Annotated in this window: 19 protein-coding genes; 14 read left to right on the top strand and 5 right to left on the bottom strand. The window is 42.0% G+C overall.

Going from position 1 to position 17,203, the window contains the following annotated elements:
- Positions 1-105: 105 nt before the first annotated feature.
- Complete coding sequence (locus tag HPS54_RS03835; RefSeq protein ID WP_172344152.1) at positions 106-858, top strand: nitrilase-related carbon-nitrogen hydrolase; 753 nt, start codon at positions 106-108, stop codon at positions 856-858.
- 31 nt (positions 859-889) lie between these two features.
- Positions 890-1,696, top strand: a complete 807-nt coding sequence (locus tag HPS54_RS03830; RefSeq protein ID WP_172344151.1) for a hypothetical protein — start codon at positions 890-892, stop codon at positions 1,694-1,696.
- Positions 1,697-1,819: 123 nt separating this feature from the next.
- On the opposite strand, the gene hisB is transcribed toward HPS54_RS03830, so the two are convergent.
- On the bottom strand, positions 1,820-2,896 hold the full coding sequence (hisB, locus tag HPS54_RS03825; protein ID WP_172344150.1) for a bifunctional histidinol-phosphatase/imidazoleglycerol-phosphate dehydratase HisB: 1,077 nt from the start codon (positions 2,894-2,896) through the stop codon (positions 1,820-1,822).
- A complete protein-coding gene (locus tag HPS54_RS03820; protein WP_216653026.1) occupies positions 2,893-3,621 on the bottom strand; it encodes a hypothetical protein in 729 nt (242 codons plus the stop codon). The genes hisB and HPS54_RS03820 overlap by 4 nt, the downstream gene beginning before the upstream one ends.
- A 269-nt stretch (positions 3,622-3,890) precedes the next feature.
- Here HPS54_RS03820 and HPS54_RS03815 point away from each other — a divergent pair, with 269 nt between their 5' ends.
- The 12 genes from HPS54_RS03815 (at position 3,891) to HPS54_RS03760 (ending at position 15,338) form a co-directional block, all read left to right on the top strand.
- Positions 3,891-4,871 carry a Gfo/Idh/MocA family protein gene (locus HPS54_RS03815; RefSeq protein ID WP_172344148.1) on the top strand — a complete coding sequence of 327 codons (981 nt, stop codon included), beginning with the start codon at positions 3,891-3,893 and terminating at the stop codon, positions 4,869-4,871.
- Entirely contained in the window at positions 4,858-5,994 is a 1,137-nt protein-coding gene (locus tag HPS54_RS03810; protein ID WP_253951923.1) for a DUF4421 domain-containing protein, read from the top strand. The genes HPS54_RS03815 and HPS54_RS03810 overlap by 14 nt, the downstream gene beginning before the upstream one ends.
- Positions 5,995-6,031: 37 nt before the next feature.
- A complete protein-coding gene (locus HPS54_RS03805) occupies positions 6,032-6,883 on the top strand; it encodes an N-acetylmuramoyl-L-alanine amidase-like domain-containing protein (protein WP_172344147.1) in 852 nt (283 codons plus the stop codon).
- A gap of 855 nt (positions 6,884-7,738) precedes the next feature.
- Positions 7,739-9,640, top strand: a complete 1,902-nt coding sequence (locus HPS54_RS03800) for a heavy metal translocating P-type ATPase (protein ID WP_172344146.1) — start codon at positions 7,739-7,741, stop codon at positions 9,638-9,640.
- Between the two features lie 586 nt (positions 9,641-10,226).
- Positions 10,227-11,561 (top strand): tetratricopeptide repeat protein, encoded by a 1,335-nt coding sequence (locus HPS54_RS03795; protein WP_172344145.1) that lies wholly within the window; start codon positions 10,227-10,229, stop codon positions 11,559-11,561.
- 135 nt (positions 11,562-11,696) lie between these two features.
- Complete coding sequence (locus HPS54_RS03790) at positions 11,697-12,044, top strand: DUF3244 domain-containing protein (RefSeq protein WP_172344144.1); 348 nt, start codon at positions 11,697-11,699, stop codon at positions 12,042-12,044.
- A gap of 22 nt (positions 12,045-12,066) precedes the next feature.
- A complete protein-coding gene (locus HPS54_RS03785) occupies positions 12,067-12,687 on the top strand; it encodes a hypothetical protein (protein WP_172344143.1) in 621 nt (206 codons plus the stop codon).
- Between the two features lie 6 nt (positions 12,688-12,693).
- Positions 12,694-13,125: a hypothetical protein gene (locus HPS54_RS03780; protein ID WP_172344142.1), complete on the top strand. Its 432-nt coding sequence runs from the start codon at positions 12,694-12,696 to the stop codon at positions 13,123-13,125.
- Between the two features lie 94 nt (positions 13,126-13,219).
- Positions 13,220-14,041, top strand: coding sequence for a hypothetical protein (locus HPS54_RS03775; RefSeq protein WP_172344141.1), 822 nt, complete (start codon positions 13,220-13,222; stop codon positions 14,039-14,041).
- A gap of 18 nt (positions 14,042-14,059) precedes the next feature.
- Complete coding sequence (locus HPS54_RS03770) at positions 14,060-14,614, top strand: hypothetical protein (protein WP_172344140.1); 555 nt, start codon at positions 14,060-14,062, stop codon at positions 14,612-14,614.
- Between the two features lie 38 nt (positions 14,615-14,652).
- Positions 14,653-15,060, top strand: coding sequence for a PH domain-containing protein (locus HPS54_RS03765; RefSeq protein ID WP_172344139.1), 408 nt, complete (start codon positions 14,653-14,655; stop codon positions 15,058-15,060).
- Positions 15,061-15,071: 11 nt separating this feature from the next.
- Positions 15,072-15,338, top strand: a complete 267-nt coding sequence (locus HPS54_RS03760) for a hypothetical protein (RefSeq protein WP_172344138.1) — start codon at positions 15,072-15,074, stop codon at positions 15,336-15,338.
- A gap of 27 nt (positions 15,339-15,365) precedes the next feature.
- Here HPS54_RS03760 and HPS54_RS03755 read toward each other — a convergent pair whose 3' ends face one another.
- From HPS54_RS03755 to HPS54_RS03745, 3 genes are all read right to left on the bottom strand, one after another.
- Positions 15,366-16,091: a hypothetical protein gene (locus HPS54_RS03755; protein ID WP_172344137.1), complete on the bottom strand. Its 726-nt coding sequence runs from the start codon at positions 16,089-16,091 to the stop codon at positions 15,366-15,368.
- Positions 16,092-16,157: 66 nt separating this feature from the next.
- Entirely contained in the window at positions 16,158-16,724 is a 567-nt protein-coding gene (locus HPS54_RS03750; RefSeq protein WP_172344136.1) for a 7-carboxy-7-deazaguanine synthase QueE, read from the bottom strand.
- The gene (locus HPS54_RS03745) at positions 16,721-17,071 is read right to left on the bottom strand and encodes a 6-pyruvoyl trahydropterin synthase family protein (RefSeq protein WP_172344135.1); all 351 of its coding nucleotides are present in this window, start codon (positions 17,069-17,071) and stop codon (positions 16,721-16,723) included. The genes HPS54_RS03750 and HPS54_RS03745 overlap by 4 nt, the downstream gene beginning before the upstream one ends.
- Positions 17,072-17,203: the final 132 nt, after the last annotated feature.

Here is a 17,203-nt window from a genome sequence, read left to right as displayed (position 1 = left end):
AATATATCGCATTTAAACAAAAAATACATGCCAAAAACTTGTGGATAGAAGATAATGTATTAATTTTGCAATAGGCATTGTAATCATAAGATAACACTTTAGGTAATGAAAGTAACCATACTTCAGACAGACATAGCATGGGCACAGCCAGAACTTAACAGAAAGAATGCAGAGCGTCTTATATTAAATGCTCCAAAATCAGACTTATACATACTGCCTGAAATGTGGAACACAGGATTTGTTACAAATCCCGATGACATGACGGAATACGGTGATACCGGATATTCACTCGATTGGATGAAGGAGTTTGCCGCACATGGTAATTGTGCCGTATGCGGAACTGTTGCCACACGGACGTATGACGGGAAATGGTTTAACAGGCACTATTTTGTACATCCGGATCTTAGCGTCAGTCACTATGACAAGCACCACTTGTTCGGACATGGCGGTGAGAACATACATTTTACGGCAGGCACGAAGAGAACCGTCGCCGTGTATAAGGGTTTCAAATTCTTACTTGCCACATGCTACGACCTGCGCTTTCCGTCATGGTTGCGTTACAAAGGTGACTACGATGCCATAATATTGGCAGCCAATTGGCCCGCATCACGCCAAGACGCATGGCAGATATTGTTGCGTGCAAGGGCTATAGAAAACCAGTGTTATGTACTTGCCGCCAACCGCACCGGTACCGACGGCAACTGTAAATATGCAGGAGGAAGCGCAATCATTGATGCCTACGGCAGGGCTGTAGCACAATGCAACGGCAATGCGGAACAGACGATAACGGCGGAAATAGACTTGGAAAGCCTTCATGATTTCCGCAACAAGTTCAGGGTTTTGGATGACAGAGATTGAAAAAACAAATAAAAAAACAACCATAATATATATGAAAGAAACAGGAAAAAAATCACTCACATTAAAGACATTGAGCAAAAGCAATGTCTGGGATTTACAGGAGAATGACATCTTCAGAATGTTGGAAGCAGCTGAAAAGGATGCCGATCTGAAAGATAATATCAACCATTATGCAGTAATAATAAGAAGTGCATTTGATCTGGAAGAGATAAAAATAGATAAGCCCGAGGTGATACAGAAATACGAAAACCGTGATTTTAAGGTTACACAGATAAGGCTTGACGAAAACAACAAGCTGATTTGGGCGATAAAGAAAAAACTGATAATGAGGGTTACAGACCTCACATACGAAAACATACGCCACATTTCCGCCGCAAAACTCATTGAGGTACTCGAGCGGAACTTCGGTGGCGGCTGGGACTCTCTGTCACAAAGCATACAGGACATCATACAGAGTGGATTTGACATCAGCACCACCACACTGCCCAAAGACCGCCTTCACAAACCGGGAGGCATGTACGAAAAGAAGGTTGCAGACGGTTTTGAGGTACTCGAAATAGAAAAAGGCTCATGGATAGAGGCTATATTTGCCAAGCTGAAGCCTACTGCGGAAAAACTTCATGCCACATCCGACATCCAGGAACCGAAAGAACCGGGCGAGAATGACGATGATGAAGATTTACCGGAAATTGAAGACAGCTACAGCAATACAGACGATGACGACGACATGTTTGATGAGGACAAGCTGACAGAAGAGAGCTATCGTACAACCATAGAGGAAGATCCGGACGAACTAAGTCTTGCGGCGGAAGGCGTCACGGATGATGAAGACTTCTGACAAACGAACATATAAGACACAGAATCATTAATACATGATATAAAAATGCCTGCTGCCCGCAGTAAGATGTAACCAATTGAACATCCTGAATGCGGGCAGCAGGTATTTTTATTTTACGCTAAATCACAGCATGTCCTTTGTGGAGGGCAGTTCATAATGATATATATCACGTCTCACAGCCATCTTTATTGAACGTGCAAGAGCTTTGAATATACCTTCAATCTTATGATGTTCGTTGCCACCACGTGCCGAAACATTAAGGTTCATCCTTGCCGAATCACTCAGACTCTTGAAGAAATGGAAGAACATCTCTGTGGGCATATCACCTATCATATCACGTTTAAACTCTGCGTCCCACACCAACCACGGACGCCCGCCAAAGTCAAGAGCAACGCTACACAGACAATCGTCCATAGGAAGACTATATCCGTAGCGCTCAATTCCGCGCTTGTCTCCAAGTGCTTTCAGAATACATTCACCCAATGCTATTGCCGTATCTTCTATTGTATGATGCTCGTCCACATGAAGATCCCCACGGGTATTTACTGTAAGGTCTACCATTCCGTGCCTGCCAATCTGCTCCAGCATGTGGTCAAAAAAGCCAAGTCCGGTTGAGATGTCACACTGACCATGCCCGTCAAGATTTATCTTAACGTATATGTCTGTTTCTTTTGTCGTACGTTTTATTTCAGCAACGCGCTCTCCGGAGAAAAGTATTTCCGATATTTTGTCCCATGTCATGCCGTCCTGTCCGAGTATCAGAGCCTTGCAACCTATATTCTCTGCCAACCGGCGGTCGGTTTCACGGTCACCGATGACATAACTTCCGGCTATGTCATACGCCGGATTGCCTATATAACCGCCAAGCATGCCGACACCAGGCTTACGGTCAGGATGATTGTCGTCGGGAAAATGACAGTCTATCAGAATGTCGTCAAATGTTATACCCTCGCCTTCAAGTGTGTTGAGTATGAAGTTATGTGCCGGCAGGAACGTTTCTGTTGGAAAAGACGGAGTGCCAAGTCCGTCCTGATTGCTGACCATAACGAAACGGAAGTCGAGTTGTTCGCGTATAAATCCAAGGTTTCTGAAAACACCTTTTACAAACTTCACCTTCTCAAGAGCATCAACCTGCTCGTCTTCCGGCTCTTCAACAAGTGTCCCGTCGCGGTCTATAAAAAGTATCCTTTGCTGTTTCATGCCTTTATGCCTTTTGTCCTTGTCATCTCTTCACGTACATTCACACTGCCATATATATAATATGCAGCGAATATTATTATAGTATTGATATACAGTGATATGAAAGATGTTATAAAATATATTATAAAAAACACGTAAGGGAAATATGCGGGAAGCCCGGAGGCGTCACCATACTCCATCACACCGGCTTCGGAAACATTGCCGGCATACGACAATATCAGTGCCGGAAGCAAAACGGCATGACTTGATACATATACAAAAATTGCTACGGTTGTAAGAACGGCAAAAATAAATCCCCAATGTTTCAGACCCGCAACATAAGACTTTGTAAACATCTGCCGCAGGGTTGCATCCGGTTCCATTATATATTTCATCATGCCATAGACAAACGGCAGGATAAAAATCAGAAGCAACAGCAGTATAATACCAACGCCAACAGCTGCAGCCATATATATATGACCGTCATTAAAATAATGCTTTGCAGTAAAGAATACCACTGTCATCAATATCGCGCACACACACATGGCAACCGCACATACGGAAGCAACCGCCTTTAAATTCCGCAGAATGTTCCACATAACCGGACGACGGGTGAGTAACGATGTTATACTTGAATGGAATATGAGTTGTGCTGCAAAGAACACCAACATAACACCCGCAATGCCTATAACGATATAAGGATTTTCAATCATCATGGAATAAAGACGCTGCGGTGATGACGCCAATGTGCAGAAGATGCTTAAAAGCAAAGAAAAGACTGCGGCATACATCCAGGTACGGGACAGAAGAGTTTTGATATTATCGCAAAAGAAAGAGAACGCCGCAGAGATGCACGCTCTGTAACCATGATTTTTATAAACGGGGACTTGTTTTAATTCCATTTTCACATTAATTATATATATGCAAAGGTAATAATTATTGAAATACAACACTTATATTATTAATAAAAATTAGTAACTTTGCATATATATACATCAACTATATACAGCATTATATGAAACAGATAAACTGGGGATTCATCGGTTGTGGAGAGGTTACCGAAAAGAAATCCGGTCCGGCTTTTAACGAAATAGAAGGTTCACAGATTGTAGCTGTCATGAGCAGGAGCGAGAAAAAAGCCCGTTCGTATGCAGAGAAACACCACATAAGCAAATGGTATACCGACGCACAGGAACTTGTGGACGACCCGGACATGAATGCCATATATATTGCCACACCGCCGTCGAGCCATGCCACGTTTGCCATAATGGCGATGTATGCAGGCAAACCGGTTTATATAGAGAAGCCGCTTGCTGCCAGCTACGACGACTGCGCACGCATAAACAGGGTAAGCGAGCAGACAGGAATACCGTGTTTTGTAGCATATTACCGCCGATGTCTTCCTTATTTCCAGCGTGTAAAGGATATTGTAAGCGAAGGGAAAATAGGGAAAATCATCAATGTACAGATACGCTTTTCATGCCCTCCGCGTGACTTGGACTATAATTCGGACTCTCTTCCATGGCGTGTTCAACCGGATATTGCAGGCGGCGGATACTTCTACGACCTTGCCCCGCACCAGCTTGATCTGCTTCAGGAAATGTTCGGAGTGATAATAGAGGCAGACGGGATGTGTGCCAACCGTGCCGGACTATACAAGGCGGAAGACAGCGTAAGCGCATGTTTCAAGTTTGAAAACGGACTGCCGGGAAGCGGTTCATGGTGCTTTGTCGGACACCAGTCTGCCAAGGAAGACCGCATAGAAATAATAGGTGATAAAGGCATGCTGCGTTTTTCGGTCTTTACATACGAGCCTATAACGCTCATCACCAGCGAAGGCACTGTCAGGCTTACCATTCCCAACCCGCAGTATGTACAGCTGCCAATGATAAAATCGGTGGTGGAACATCTGCAGGGCATAGGCACCTGCTCGTGTACAAGCATATCAGCAACGCCGGTAAACTGGGTAATGGACCGTATACTTGGTAAATTCTAAAGTGCCCATGCGCTATCCGGCTGTCATACTACTGATGTTCCTGCCTGCATTTGCCATGCAGGCTGAAAACCAACCGATACAGGCAGATACATGCGTAAAGGTAAAGAAAAACACCATATTCCGAAGAATAGGACGAGTTTTTACAGGCGTTTTCAGAGACTTCAACAAGATAGACACCAATTACATCGAGCCTCAGCATTATAATTACACCGTAATGCTGCAAAACACCACTACATACGAGGAATATAAAATAAACAGCAAATCGGGGCAATCGGTTACCTTTGCCCCGCGCCCCACTGTAAAAATCGGTCCATACGTTGGCTGGCGCTGGGTGTTTCTCGGCTATACGGTTGATATAAGCAAGTTCGACCACAGCGAAAACAAGAAAGAACTTGACCTAAGCCTTTACAGTTCGCTTATCGGCATAGACCTGTATTACCGCAAAACGGGCAACGACTACCGCATACGTAAAGCTGATTTGGGCAACGGTATGGATGAAAAGATACTGAAAGGCATTCCCTTCTCCGGACTTAGTGTAAAAATCAAGGGGTTTGACCTGTACTATATCCTCAATCACCGCAAGTTCTCCTATCCGGCGGCATTCAGTCAAAGCACATGTCAGAAGCGCAGTTGCGGCTCTCCCCTGCTCGGCATAGGCTACATGACGCACGACATAAGTCTGGACCACAAGGAACTTGAACGGGTGATAACGGAAAATCTGAACAACAATCCTGATTATACGGGCGAAGACATTAAGCTCGACAACGGTCTTATGTTCAACAATGTGCGCTATACATCGTATTCAATATCGGGCGGCTATGCTTACAACTGGGTGTTTGCACGCAACTTTCTGTTCTCCGCATCGCTGTCTGTCGGCTTAGCATACAAGAAGAGTGACGGAGACCGCATTGACAAAAACAACTTTTTCCTGCGCGACTTTAACTTCGACGACATAAACATCGACGGCATCGGACGTTTCGGTCTGGTGTGGAACAATACGAAATGGTATGCCGGAGCAAGCACGATATTGCATTCATACAACTATCATAAAAGTCAGTTTTCAACCAACAGCATGTTCGGATCGCTGAACATATATGTAGGAATGAACTTCGGAAAGAAATAAAAGCATAAGCAGATGTCATAAATCAATTCTTATTAAGATGAAAACAACATTATTGTCAATACTGATATTGTTCTCTTTTGCCACGGCAAGGGCAGCCGTACAATACGAAAAAGAAGACAGCATATATGTAATGAAACTGTTCGCTGAGGCGAAAAGACAGCCCGACGGCACAAACCACATGGTGTTCTTTGCACGCCGGATGCTCGGACTGCCCTACGTGGCTCACACGCTTGAGGTAAACGACACGGAACATCTGATAATAAACCTGCGGCAACTCGACTGTACGACATACGTTGAAAACGTGCTCGCCCTGACGCTCTGCATGAAAGAAAACAAGACCACATTCAAGGATTTCTGCGACAAAATAGCCCTGATACGCTATGCAAAAGGAAAACAACCTCACTACACCGACCGCCTGCACTACTTCACATCGTGGATTGAACATAACACACGGAAAGGGCTTTGCCATGAGATACAGTCGCCCGCACCGCCATTCACAGCAGTGCAGACACTCGATATCAATTATATGACATCGCACGTGTCGAGCTACAGGATGCTGCATCTCAACCCTTCATACATTGCAAAGATACGCAATACCGAGAAAGAACTGACTGGGAAAAGATACAGATATATACCGAAATCGGAAGTAAAGAACACCCGACTGCTCCGCCGGACAATACACGACGGCGACATAATAGCGACGACAACAAGCATAAAAGGACTTGACACGCAGCACATAGGCATAGCCGTGTGGCACAGCGACGGTCTGCACATGCTCAACGCTTCGAGCATACGCCACAAGGTGGTGGAAGAGCCTTTGACGCTTTATCAATATCTACAGAGAAGAAAGACGATGCCGGGCATAAGGGTTGTGAGGGTGGAAAAGTGAAATTCTGATAATCCCAGTTGTAAATTATCAATTATCAATTGTCAACTATAAATTGTATTCTCATATCATTTTGTCATTTCAAAACCGTTATCAAAAAGTTGCGTTCTACGTCTTAAAAGTTGTTAAGAGTAATCATGAATGACGAAAAGGCGTGCGTTTTTTGATAAACGCACGTGCTTTTCTCCCCAATATCACGTGCAAAAGAGGATAAAACACGTGCTTTTATGGTCTTAAATGCCGCATTTAGCAGTGTAAAAGGGCTGCTTTTGGAACGTAATCAGGCAACTTTCACATAGTAATCAGGCAACTTTCTAATCACAAACGATGCACATTTCCTCACTTTTACACGTAATACATTGATATCAAGCGCGTTATACCTGCACACGAATTTTGGCGTTATTTCTGTCCAAACAGCTTCTTTTTATGAACATCGCAGTATTTCGGAGTTATGAAAAATCAAAAAGAAAGGAGAAAACGCAATATAATTAATAATTGATAATTCATGATTTATAATTGGGAATGCCTACAAAAGTTTGTTGATGCAGGTGTCTGTGCCAAGTAGGGATGCTCCCCGGAGCATCCGAAGCCGCAGGACATACCCATTATAATTTATAATAGAGCCGCAAAGCCCACACCCTTATAAGACTATTGTCCTTTATCTCCCGTGGCGTCAGCCACATATCTTCCTTTAACTCCTTTTATCTTCATATAAGCGTCCCACCACATATCGTCCCATATCTCCTTTTATCTTCATACAAACAGCCCCTACCTCCCATTATCTCCTCCTACCTTCATATTCCAATAAAATTTGTAACGTTCAGAAGAAATCATTACCTTTACACTTAAAAAGAAGGAATGGAAAGCAAAGTGATACCCGTTACGGGCATGATGTGTGCAGGATGCGCCGCTACGGTGGAACGGAAACTGAACGGAATGGACGGCGTGGAAAAGGCGGAGGTAAACTTCGCGGCACGCACGGTCACGATATACTACGACCCGAAAGCAACAAATCTCCGGGCTATGAAAGAAGAACTGGCTAAGGCGGGCTATGACATGATAACCGACGAACAGGTGTCCGTAGACGCGATAGAGCGCAAGGCATACCGCAGTATGCTGAAAAAGGCTGCGGTGTCGTGGCTGCTCGCCATCGCCGCAATGTGCGTTTCCATGGGTGCCGTATCCATAGAAAACGTCATGGCAGCCAACATCACGATGCTTGTCATCGCCCTTGCGAACATGGTTTATAGCGGAAGCCGGTTTTACATCAACGCATGGCGACAGCTCATGCACGGGTCGGCAAACATGGATACGCTCGTAGCCATGAGCACGAGCATCGCGTTTCTGTTCAGCGTGTTCAACACATTCTATGGCGAGGAGACATGGAAAGGGCACGGAATGGAAAGCCACACGTATTTCGACGCCTCGATAATGATAATAACCTTTGTGCTCACCGGCAGACTGCTCGAAGAGAAAGCAAAGAAAGGTACGGCATCGGCGATAAAGGCTCTCATGGGACTTGCGCCCAAAACGGCACGGGTGGTGAGCAACGGGCAGGCGGAAGACGTGCCGATAGCCGCACTTATGAGAGGAGACATCATCGAAGTGAACGGTGGAGACAAGGTGCCCGTGGACGGAACGGTAAAGGAGGGCACGGCATACATCGACGAAAGCACGATAAACGGCGAGCCTCTGCCGGCAAAGAGATGTGCCGGCGACAAGGTTTATGCCGGTACAATCGTACGCCAGGGGCGTGTGTTGTTCGGCGCAGAAGAGGTGGGCAGCGCGACAATGCTGGCACAGATAATAAAGACCGTGCAGGAAGCGCAGGGCAGCAAGGCGCCCGTACAGCGCATAACCGACAGGATAGCGGCAGTGTTCGTGCCAACGATACTTGTCATATCGCTGCTTACCTTCGTAGTATGGATTGCAGCAGGAGGCGAAGAGGCTATGCCGCGCGCCATTATGTCGGCAGTATCGGTGCTTGTGATAGCATGCCCGTGCGCATTGGGACTTGCCACGCCCACGGCACTAATGGTAGGCATAGGCAAGGCGGCACGCAAAAACATACTGATAAAGGACGCCACGGCGCTCGAAAGCATAAGATGCACGGACGCGCTTGTCATAGACAAGACCGGAACACTTACCATACCCAACAAGGATGCCGACTTTACAAAAGCCGCAGACATGGCTCCCGAGGAGCGGGAAACCCTCAAACCGCATGCAAGAGAGGCTATAGAGATGCTTAAAGCAGAGGGCATAGAGGTATATATGATGAGCGGAGACAACGACAAGGCGGCGGCTTACTGGGCGGAAAAGGCAGGGATAAGCAACTATCGCAGCAAGGTTCTTCCCGGCGACAAGGAAGAGCTGGTGCGCACGTTGCAACGCGAAGGCAGGCATGTGGCAATGGTTGGCGACGGCATAAACGACACTCAGGCGCTCGCAACGGCAGATGTAAGCATCGCTATGGGCAAGGGAACGGACATAGCGATGGACGTTGCACAGATGACACTCATGGGAACGGACCTGCGCCGCATACCCGAAGCCATAAGACTGTCGCGCAGAACCATCGGCATGATACGCCAGAACCTTTTCTGGGCATTCATATACAACATCGTCTGTATACCGTTGGCAGCAGGCATCCCCCGTCTTTTCGGCACAGACTGGCAGATAACACCAATGTGGGCAAGTGCCCTAATGGCTTTCTCGAGCATCAGCGTGGTGCTGAACAGCCTGAGGTTGAAACTGAAGGAATAGACCTACCGGACATGTAATAATAAAACATGAAGCATCTCGTTATTATTATAAGTAGATGTTAGAAATTAATTATTATTATATTGTACGTTATTTTGGTGATGTTTTTTTATGTCCGAAGAGGGAGTGTAGCGGGCTACACGACCGATGAGACATGAGAAAACAGCCCGAAAGAGCGTGCAAGATAATGATAAAGTAATAATAGCATCTACCGATTAATATATGTACGTTTAATTTTGAACATCTACTTAATAGCAGTCAAACAACACGTATGACAACAAATCGTAATATATATCTATCTGCAATAACTGTCAAAAAGGCATGTAATATCGCAGCATACATAGTCATAGCCGCAATCATTACTATCTCCGGCGTTGCATGCAAAGGCAATCATTACCGGAAACAACTTGACACAGCCGACAGCCTTACCGGCGTCGACGCACAGAAAGCAACGGCAATACTCGAGCGGATAAAAGACTCCGTTACAACAGGCAGCGAAGAAGAACAAATACGCTGGAAGCTGATTAAGGTGAAATCTGATGTCTATTCGTTTAACAAATTCACATCAGACAGCCTTATACGCCCTGTCGTGGAGTATTATGAAGAGCATGACAATGACATAAATATGCTCACACAGGCATACTACTATGCAGGAAAAGTGTATCAGTCCATGAACGACATGCCACAAGCCATGGACTATTACATGAAGGTTCTCGACATTATACCTGAAAGTGAAACAAACCTCAAAGGCAGGACGTACAACCAATTGGGATACATATACGCATCGCAATGGCTGGACGGCAACGCCCTTAAAATGTTCTTGAAAGCCGACTCGTGCTATGTAGCCTCAGGAGACACCGCATCGTGCATATACACACTGAGAGATATTGCCTGTGCATATTTCGACAAGAACAAGAAAGACAGTGCCTTTCTTTATATAGATAAAGCCTTGATACTTGCAAAGAAGCAGAAGAACAAAAACCTTGAAATTGATGTATGCTCACAAAAAGCCAACATGTATTCAATAGAAGGAAAATATATACAAGCAAGAAATCTTATAGAATATGTACTTGCCTATAAAGGATATTATAATAAAAACAGTATATTATCTATCGCTGCACGTACTTATATGGGACTTGGATATACAGATACCGCTATTACATATTATAAAGAATTGATTTCTTGCGGCAATATACAAACAAAACAACAAGCACACAAGGAACTCGCTAAATATTTTATAATAAACAATCAGCAGCAAAAAGCATTTCATCATTTGGAACAATACCACATATATACTGACTCTGTAAATCTTATTACTGCAACTGAGGTTGTCATGCAAAAAAACAACCAATACAATTACAGCTTAAAAGAAAAAGAAAATATACGTCTGAAACATGAGAATAGTAATAAGACTGTAACTATAATAATTTTGTCATCCTTTATTTTATTTATAATTGTGATTATTGCATACACAATCGTATTTATAAAAGTAAAGAAGAGAATTAAACTCGACAAATACAATTTATTGATAGAAAAGATTTCGGATATATCAGATTTTATACAACCGATAAAAACAAAAATGGAAGATAGCAATATATATATACGCATAAAACATATTATAAATAATCCTAATGAAAAGAAGAAACTAACAGATGAGGAATGGCAAGAACTTGATAAAACAATAAATATATTATATCCAAACTTCAACAATAAACTCACGAAGTTATGCAAAATGAGTCTTAAAGACTACCGATTTTGTCTATTATTAAAAAGCGGCTTGTCATTATCAGATATAGGAAACTTTATGAACTTAAGTTCATCTGGAGTTAATTCTACAAGACGTAGGCTTTATAAGAGAGCTTTTGGAGAATTTGGAACTGTTACATCTGCAAAAGACTGGGATGATGTAATATCCTCATTATAACATCATTATAAATCATGCGCACTATTTTGCGCAATAGAATATACACCAAGGAATTAATTACGCATACTTTTGCGCAATTAATTCCTTAGTGTACAATGACCTTTATTATACCTTTGAGCATTCAAAACAAATAACATGAAACATTTTATATTTACATTTTTAGGCTTAGTCTTGTATCATACATCAACAAATGCACAAGACATAAGAATATTTACAGGCGGTAGCAGCGGAACACCTCACCCCATTGCTATCAGTAGCATAACAAATGAACGAGATTTCGTAACAATCGATTCTGACTCTTTAATATATAATGTACATATTATTATTAAAGACAATATCGGAAATATCATGTATGATGATACCATAACAATTGCACCATCATCAAACACTATTTTCGTGCCGGAAGAATATGACAATGAAAAATATACCATAGAAATATTCTACGATGAGAAGTATTTTATGGGAAGACTTGAAGAAGAATGATTATTAACTAAAAACTATTTTTATGAAGAATTTCAAGATTATGACATTTATTATGTCAATTGTTTTTACAATGCCTTTAATATCATGTTCACAAGATGAGACTGATAGCATTATTGAAGAGAAAGAAACTATTCAACTTTTAAAATCAAAAACTCCATATAAATCAAAAGCAATATCCAATTATTCAAACATAGAAGACACCTTAAGTGTTGAATATATTACTAAAAGCCATATAACAACTCATGCTATACAACCAGGAAATAAACATGATGGAACAGCTCAAGGTACACCTAAGAAAATATTAGACAGACAAAAAGTCGTTATTTCCAATGTTAAAGGTGTTCCAACCGGAGTATATTTTGCAGATATATACGAAACGTCTGGAACTATAACTTTACCCGACGGAGCTAAAGACGTTGATTTTGACTTACCTGAAATTTGCGGATACATTGATTGGACAACAAGAGAAGAAGGTGTTATTAAAACAACAACTCAAACAAAAAACGGTAATGTAACTGTAAAAAAGATAAAGTGGTCTTTTTATACAATTGCTTTAGTTTATAACGCAGCCGGAGCATCTGTCTGGTATGTATTACCAATGGATGGAGCAAAGATTATATTACCATATGATTTTGTATATTAACAAGATATGAAGAATATCTTATTCATCATCCTGTTCAGCATGCTCATCACTTCTTGTAATGATGATGAGCATGCTGTAAAGCAAGTAAACGGTTGTATTATACGTTTAAGCGGAGCTGTTGAAGTTGTATCAAAAATTGAATTTTCCGGTATATCCGACACCGGAAAAGATTTGTTTTTCATACACAATGAAGAGAAACATCTGTCACCATATACATTGATTCCGGACGACACCAATAACAAATATGAAGCGGAAGTACATACAAATATCATTTCGGATGATATCAGAACCATTTTCTATTTAGAAAACAAACAGCAACAAAGCAAGAAAATAACGATAGAGGTGTTATGGATGCTCGATGGCAATATCATAAAAAAGAAAACAAGTACAAAAGAGATATTGCCTGACAATGGACTAACATTGGTCTATCATATATAATATAAGTTAAATCACGCTGCATTAAAGAAACAGAAATAGATATTTACGAGAATTATCACTAATTTTACATCCAAACAATCTATTATAAACAATTATGAAAAAGCATCTTATTTCCTTAACCCTTCTTTTGATTACAGTTCAGGCAACACAAGCCCAGTTGATAATATCGCAAAAGGACAACAATACCGTTGCTGACTTCCGAAACGCCTTTCTGTACAAAGGAGGCAACATCGAAGATCATAAAGAACTGAACATCGTTACGTTTGAAAGCCGCACACAAGATGTAAACGGCACATCACCACTGTATAGTTCGGAATGTATAGCGGTATACAATATCTCATACATTAAAGACAAGATAAGAATAAAACGTAATGTAATAGAAAGTGCGTCGCAAAAGAACAGCAAGAACAGTCGTCCGGCAACACCGGACTTGACAAAGAAGCTTGTAAACAGAATATTGGCAGAGGGTACACGCTCAATCAACACAAAATATGTACCGGTAACAACAGCGATGAAAGAAGGCACAACAGAACTGACCATAGACAATATTACCGGCAAAGACACTATATCGACAAAGACACTCGGGATTGTAACAACGTTAGAGTCTGCCAAAGAAAAGCTTACTTACGCATCACAGGAGAATACAATGTACATAGACAATCTGCTAAAGATAAATGCAACGGTAAGCATGAAGAGCAATGGAGGCGACAAAAACAAAGAATACAACTCAACGGATAACGTATATGAGAACATATACATTATACAGATAGACAAGACCGACTGCGACATTAAAGAATACATCAAGGGATTGAAAGTAAACCTAAAATCATTGCGCGAATATATTGCAGGAAAAGGGAATATGAATGACGGCATAAAGAAAGAAATCTGCGATATATTAAAGAAGCAAGGGTTATAAACACAGTCTGTTGCCATTATGAAAAAGCCTATATTTATTGTCATAATACTTAATGTCGTAACGTCATGTATATCGTTAAACAGTACGGGGTATTATACTCTATCTGAAGAAGAACGGTCACAGGTAAAGAAGCCTGACGGCAATATAGGACAACTGACTGCTGACGGGAACACATATATAGTGAATGCCGGACAGGTAAAAGAATATATTAAAAGTGTAAGGCACGCTGTAGTATACAGTTATCTATCCTTTTGCCGTAGCGAACAATGTGTATCTCCCGTACAGGCAGAGCATATCTGTAAAGAGAAAGGATACAGCCTGATATTGATAGCAGGAACATACGAAAATCTTTCATTGGCACACGGAAATACAATCCCGACACTTGCCATAGACCCGGAGACATACGGAACAGACAACTATCAGAAGCTAGACAGACTTTTTTATAATGAACTCACAGGAACAAATGAAAAAGAAAGAGACTTCGGTTCATTCTATGTTTTTGAAAACGGAACGTTCATAAGAACATACAAAGACCTGAATGATATACCTGTAGCTGAGTTTACTTTACATTAATGACAGCAACAGCTTATGACAAACAGTATTAACAGTATATGACTAAATATAAATCTAAAATCGACATCGGTCTGATACTTATTGTATTTTGTATCATTGCAATAAGTAGTGTGCCGATGTTTGTTCCTGAGATTGTATGGCTCGGAATTGTCATAGATTTAACCGTCATCCTGATATTCCTTAACATTATATACGGAACAGCATACATAATTGAAGAAGACATGCTGACGATACGTTGCGGAATATTCATCAATAAAACCATTGACATACACGACATTGTCGAAGTAAACAAGACAAAAGACATGCAAAGCTCTCCCGCCATATCGCTTGACAGAATCAGACTGAAACTAAAAAACAAAGAGACTGTAATGATTTCCCCTAAGGACAGAGATAGATTTATAAACGAGATTTGCAGTATAAACAAAAATATCAATGTTCACTTATAATCTATGGCATTATGAAACCGCATGTGTATAAGGCAATAGAGGATTACACAATAGATTTAAACGTCATTGCGCTTTTTATTGTAACAATAAGCAACTCATTGGACAATGACATTATCAAGTACGTTGCAACCGGATTAATAATATTGTCGCTCGTACTGAGCGTGCTTATACTTGCAAGGAGCCATAACAAAAAGGGACGGTTCGATAAATGCAGCCTTGGTATATATACGCTTTTGGACATTGCCTATCTTTTGCTATTGGCAACAGGAAAGTTGTAACGGACTAATTTACAGGAACCAACAATGTCATCGCATCGGCGGAAAGCCGGTGTCGGTATATATAGGCAAATCATACTGAGATGTCGATACGGACATCTGAATGCTGAACGAAGGGCTGAAATTATACTTCACCGCAGCACCTATACGGTCGCCCAAACCGTTTATATCATAGAGAGGAAGAGGCATGCGTTTGTTGACAAGCGACTTCTGTGCAAAGAGGTATGCCTCCCAACGCTCGTTGAATTTATATCCAAGAACGGCATTAAGCCCCGCATCACGATAAGAATCGTGGCTCCACGACGTATTCGTAAAATATCCGCCAAGTGCAACCGACAGTTTGTTTGTTATGGGCATGGCATACATCATCGATATATTCTGCCCGAAGCCTGCGCCTTTATAATGCGAATGCTTGCCGAACGTGGCAAACACCGATGCACCGATATTCACATTCAGTCCTTTATGCAGGCTCCAGTCCGTATATCCCAAGCCGTAAAAAGGATATGAACTGATAGCAGTCTGTCCGTACATATTGAGCCGTGGCAGGGCTAAAGAATCGCCATGATACGACATAAAGGCATTGTCCGGCATGTCGAAAGAAGATGCAGGAAATGATGTTTGCCTGATGTCGCACAACTTCTCCGTATCATACAAGACACCTGCATTGTCCGTAAAAGAAGATATCTCGGAACTTTCCTGTGCCGAAACGGCGCACGAAAAACATGAAATCATTATAAAAACAAGCACTTTTCTCATATTCCAATTGGCTGTTCAATATTAAATCTATATATATCAATCGCTAATAAGCAACCGATTCTATCATCATCTTACATCCAGTATCTTATGTGTCTGCAACGAAAGCCGCCATTTAGGATGTTGCTTTATATATTCTATCGTGTCCGCAACAATCACGGCATTGCGCTTTTCATCCTTCACATCGCACGGTTGCAGGCAATATACAGAGGCTTTTATACCGTCATAAAGGGTCATATCCTGCCCTTTCCCCATATATACCACTTTCAGTTCGTCGACTTCATTATATACAACATCACGGTTTTTAGGCGAACAGGTGATCCAGTCCACAGTGTCGGGAAGCCGTATCGTGCCGTTTGTCTCAACCTGAACGAAATATCCACGCTCATGAAGAGCAGTCACAAATTCATCGGTAAGCTGCAACGACGGTTCTCCTCCGGTTATGACGACATGCCTTGACGGATACCCGGATATCGTATCCAATATATCTTCCTGCGTTGCTTCATAATACCGCCCGTGAACGGTATCGCAGAAATCACATGCAAGATTGCATCCCAAGAATCGTATGAAGACAGCGGGAGTGCCGGTGAAAAAGCCCTCACCCTGCAAAGAATAGAATATCTCGTTTATCCTCAAATCCGTTCCTCCTCATCATCTTTTATATACGTTGCCTTATTATTGCCGCTCTCTTCCACGTCCACACGGAAACACAACGGAACATTATCGCATATCCACTTGGCTATATTCTCGGCTGTAGGATTGAAATTCAGCAGTTCGTTAAAGTTACCATGATCGAGATATGAATGTATCTTGTCTTTTATATGTTTGAAATCCACAACCATTCCTTCATTGTTCAAGGTCTTCGACTTACAATGCACCGTTACAATCCAGTTATGACCATGCATACGGGTGCATCTGCTTTCATAGGGAAGACTGAGCCTGTGACATCCGGCTATTTCCATCCGTTTTGAAACTATATACATCGGGGTTTTATCTATATAATTATTTATTATACCTTTTGATTTTCATACTTTAAAGGCGATGTGCCTCTCTTCACAAAACAAATATACGAAATTTTGCGCAACCGGGAATGCTAAAGGCGGGCTTATTTACAT

The organism is Xylanibacter caecicola (assembly GCF_013166515.1).
Classification (GTDB): Bacteria; Bacteroidota; Bacteroidia; order Bacteroidales; family Bacteroidaceae; genus Prevotella; species Prevotella caecicola.
This window is presented reverse-complemented; position numbering and strand designations above follow the sequence as displayed.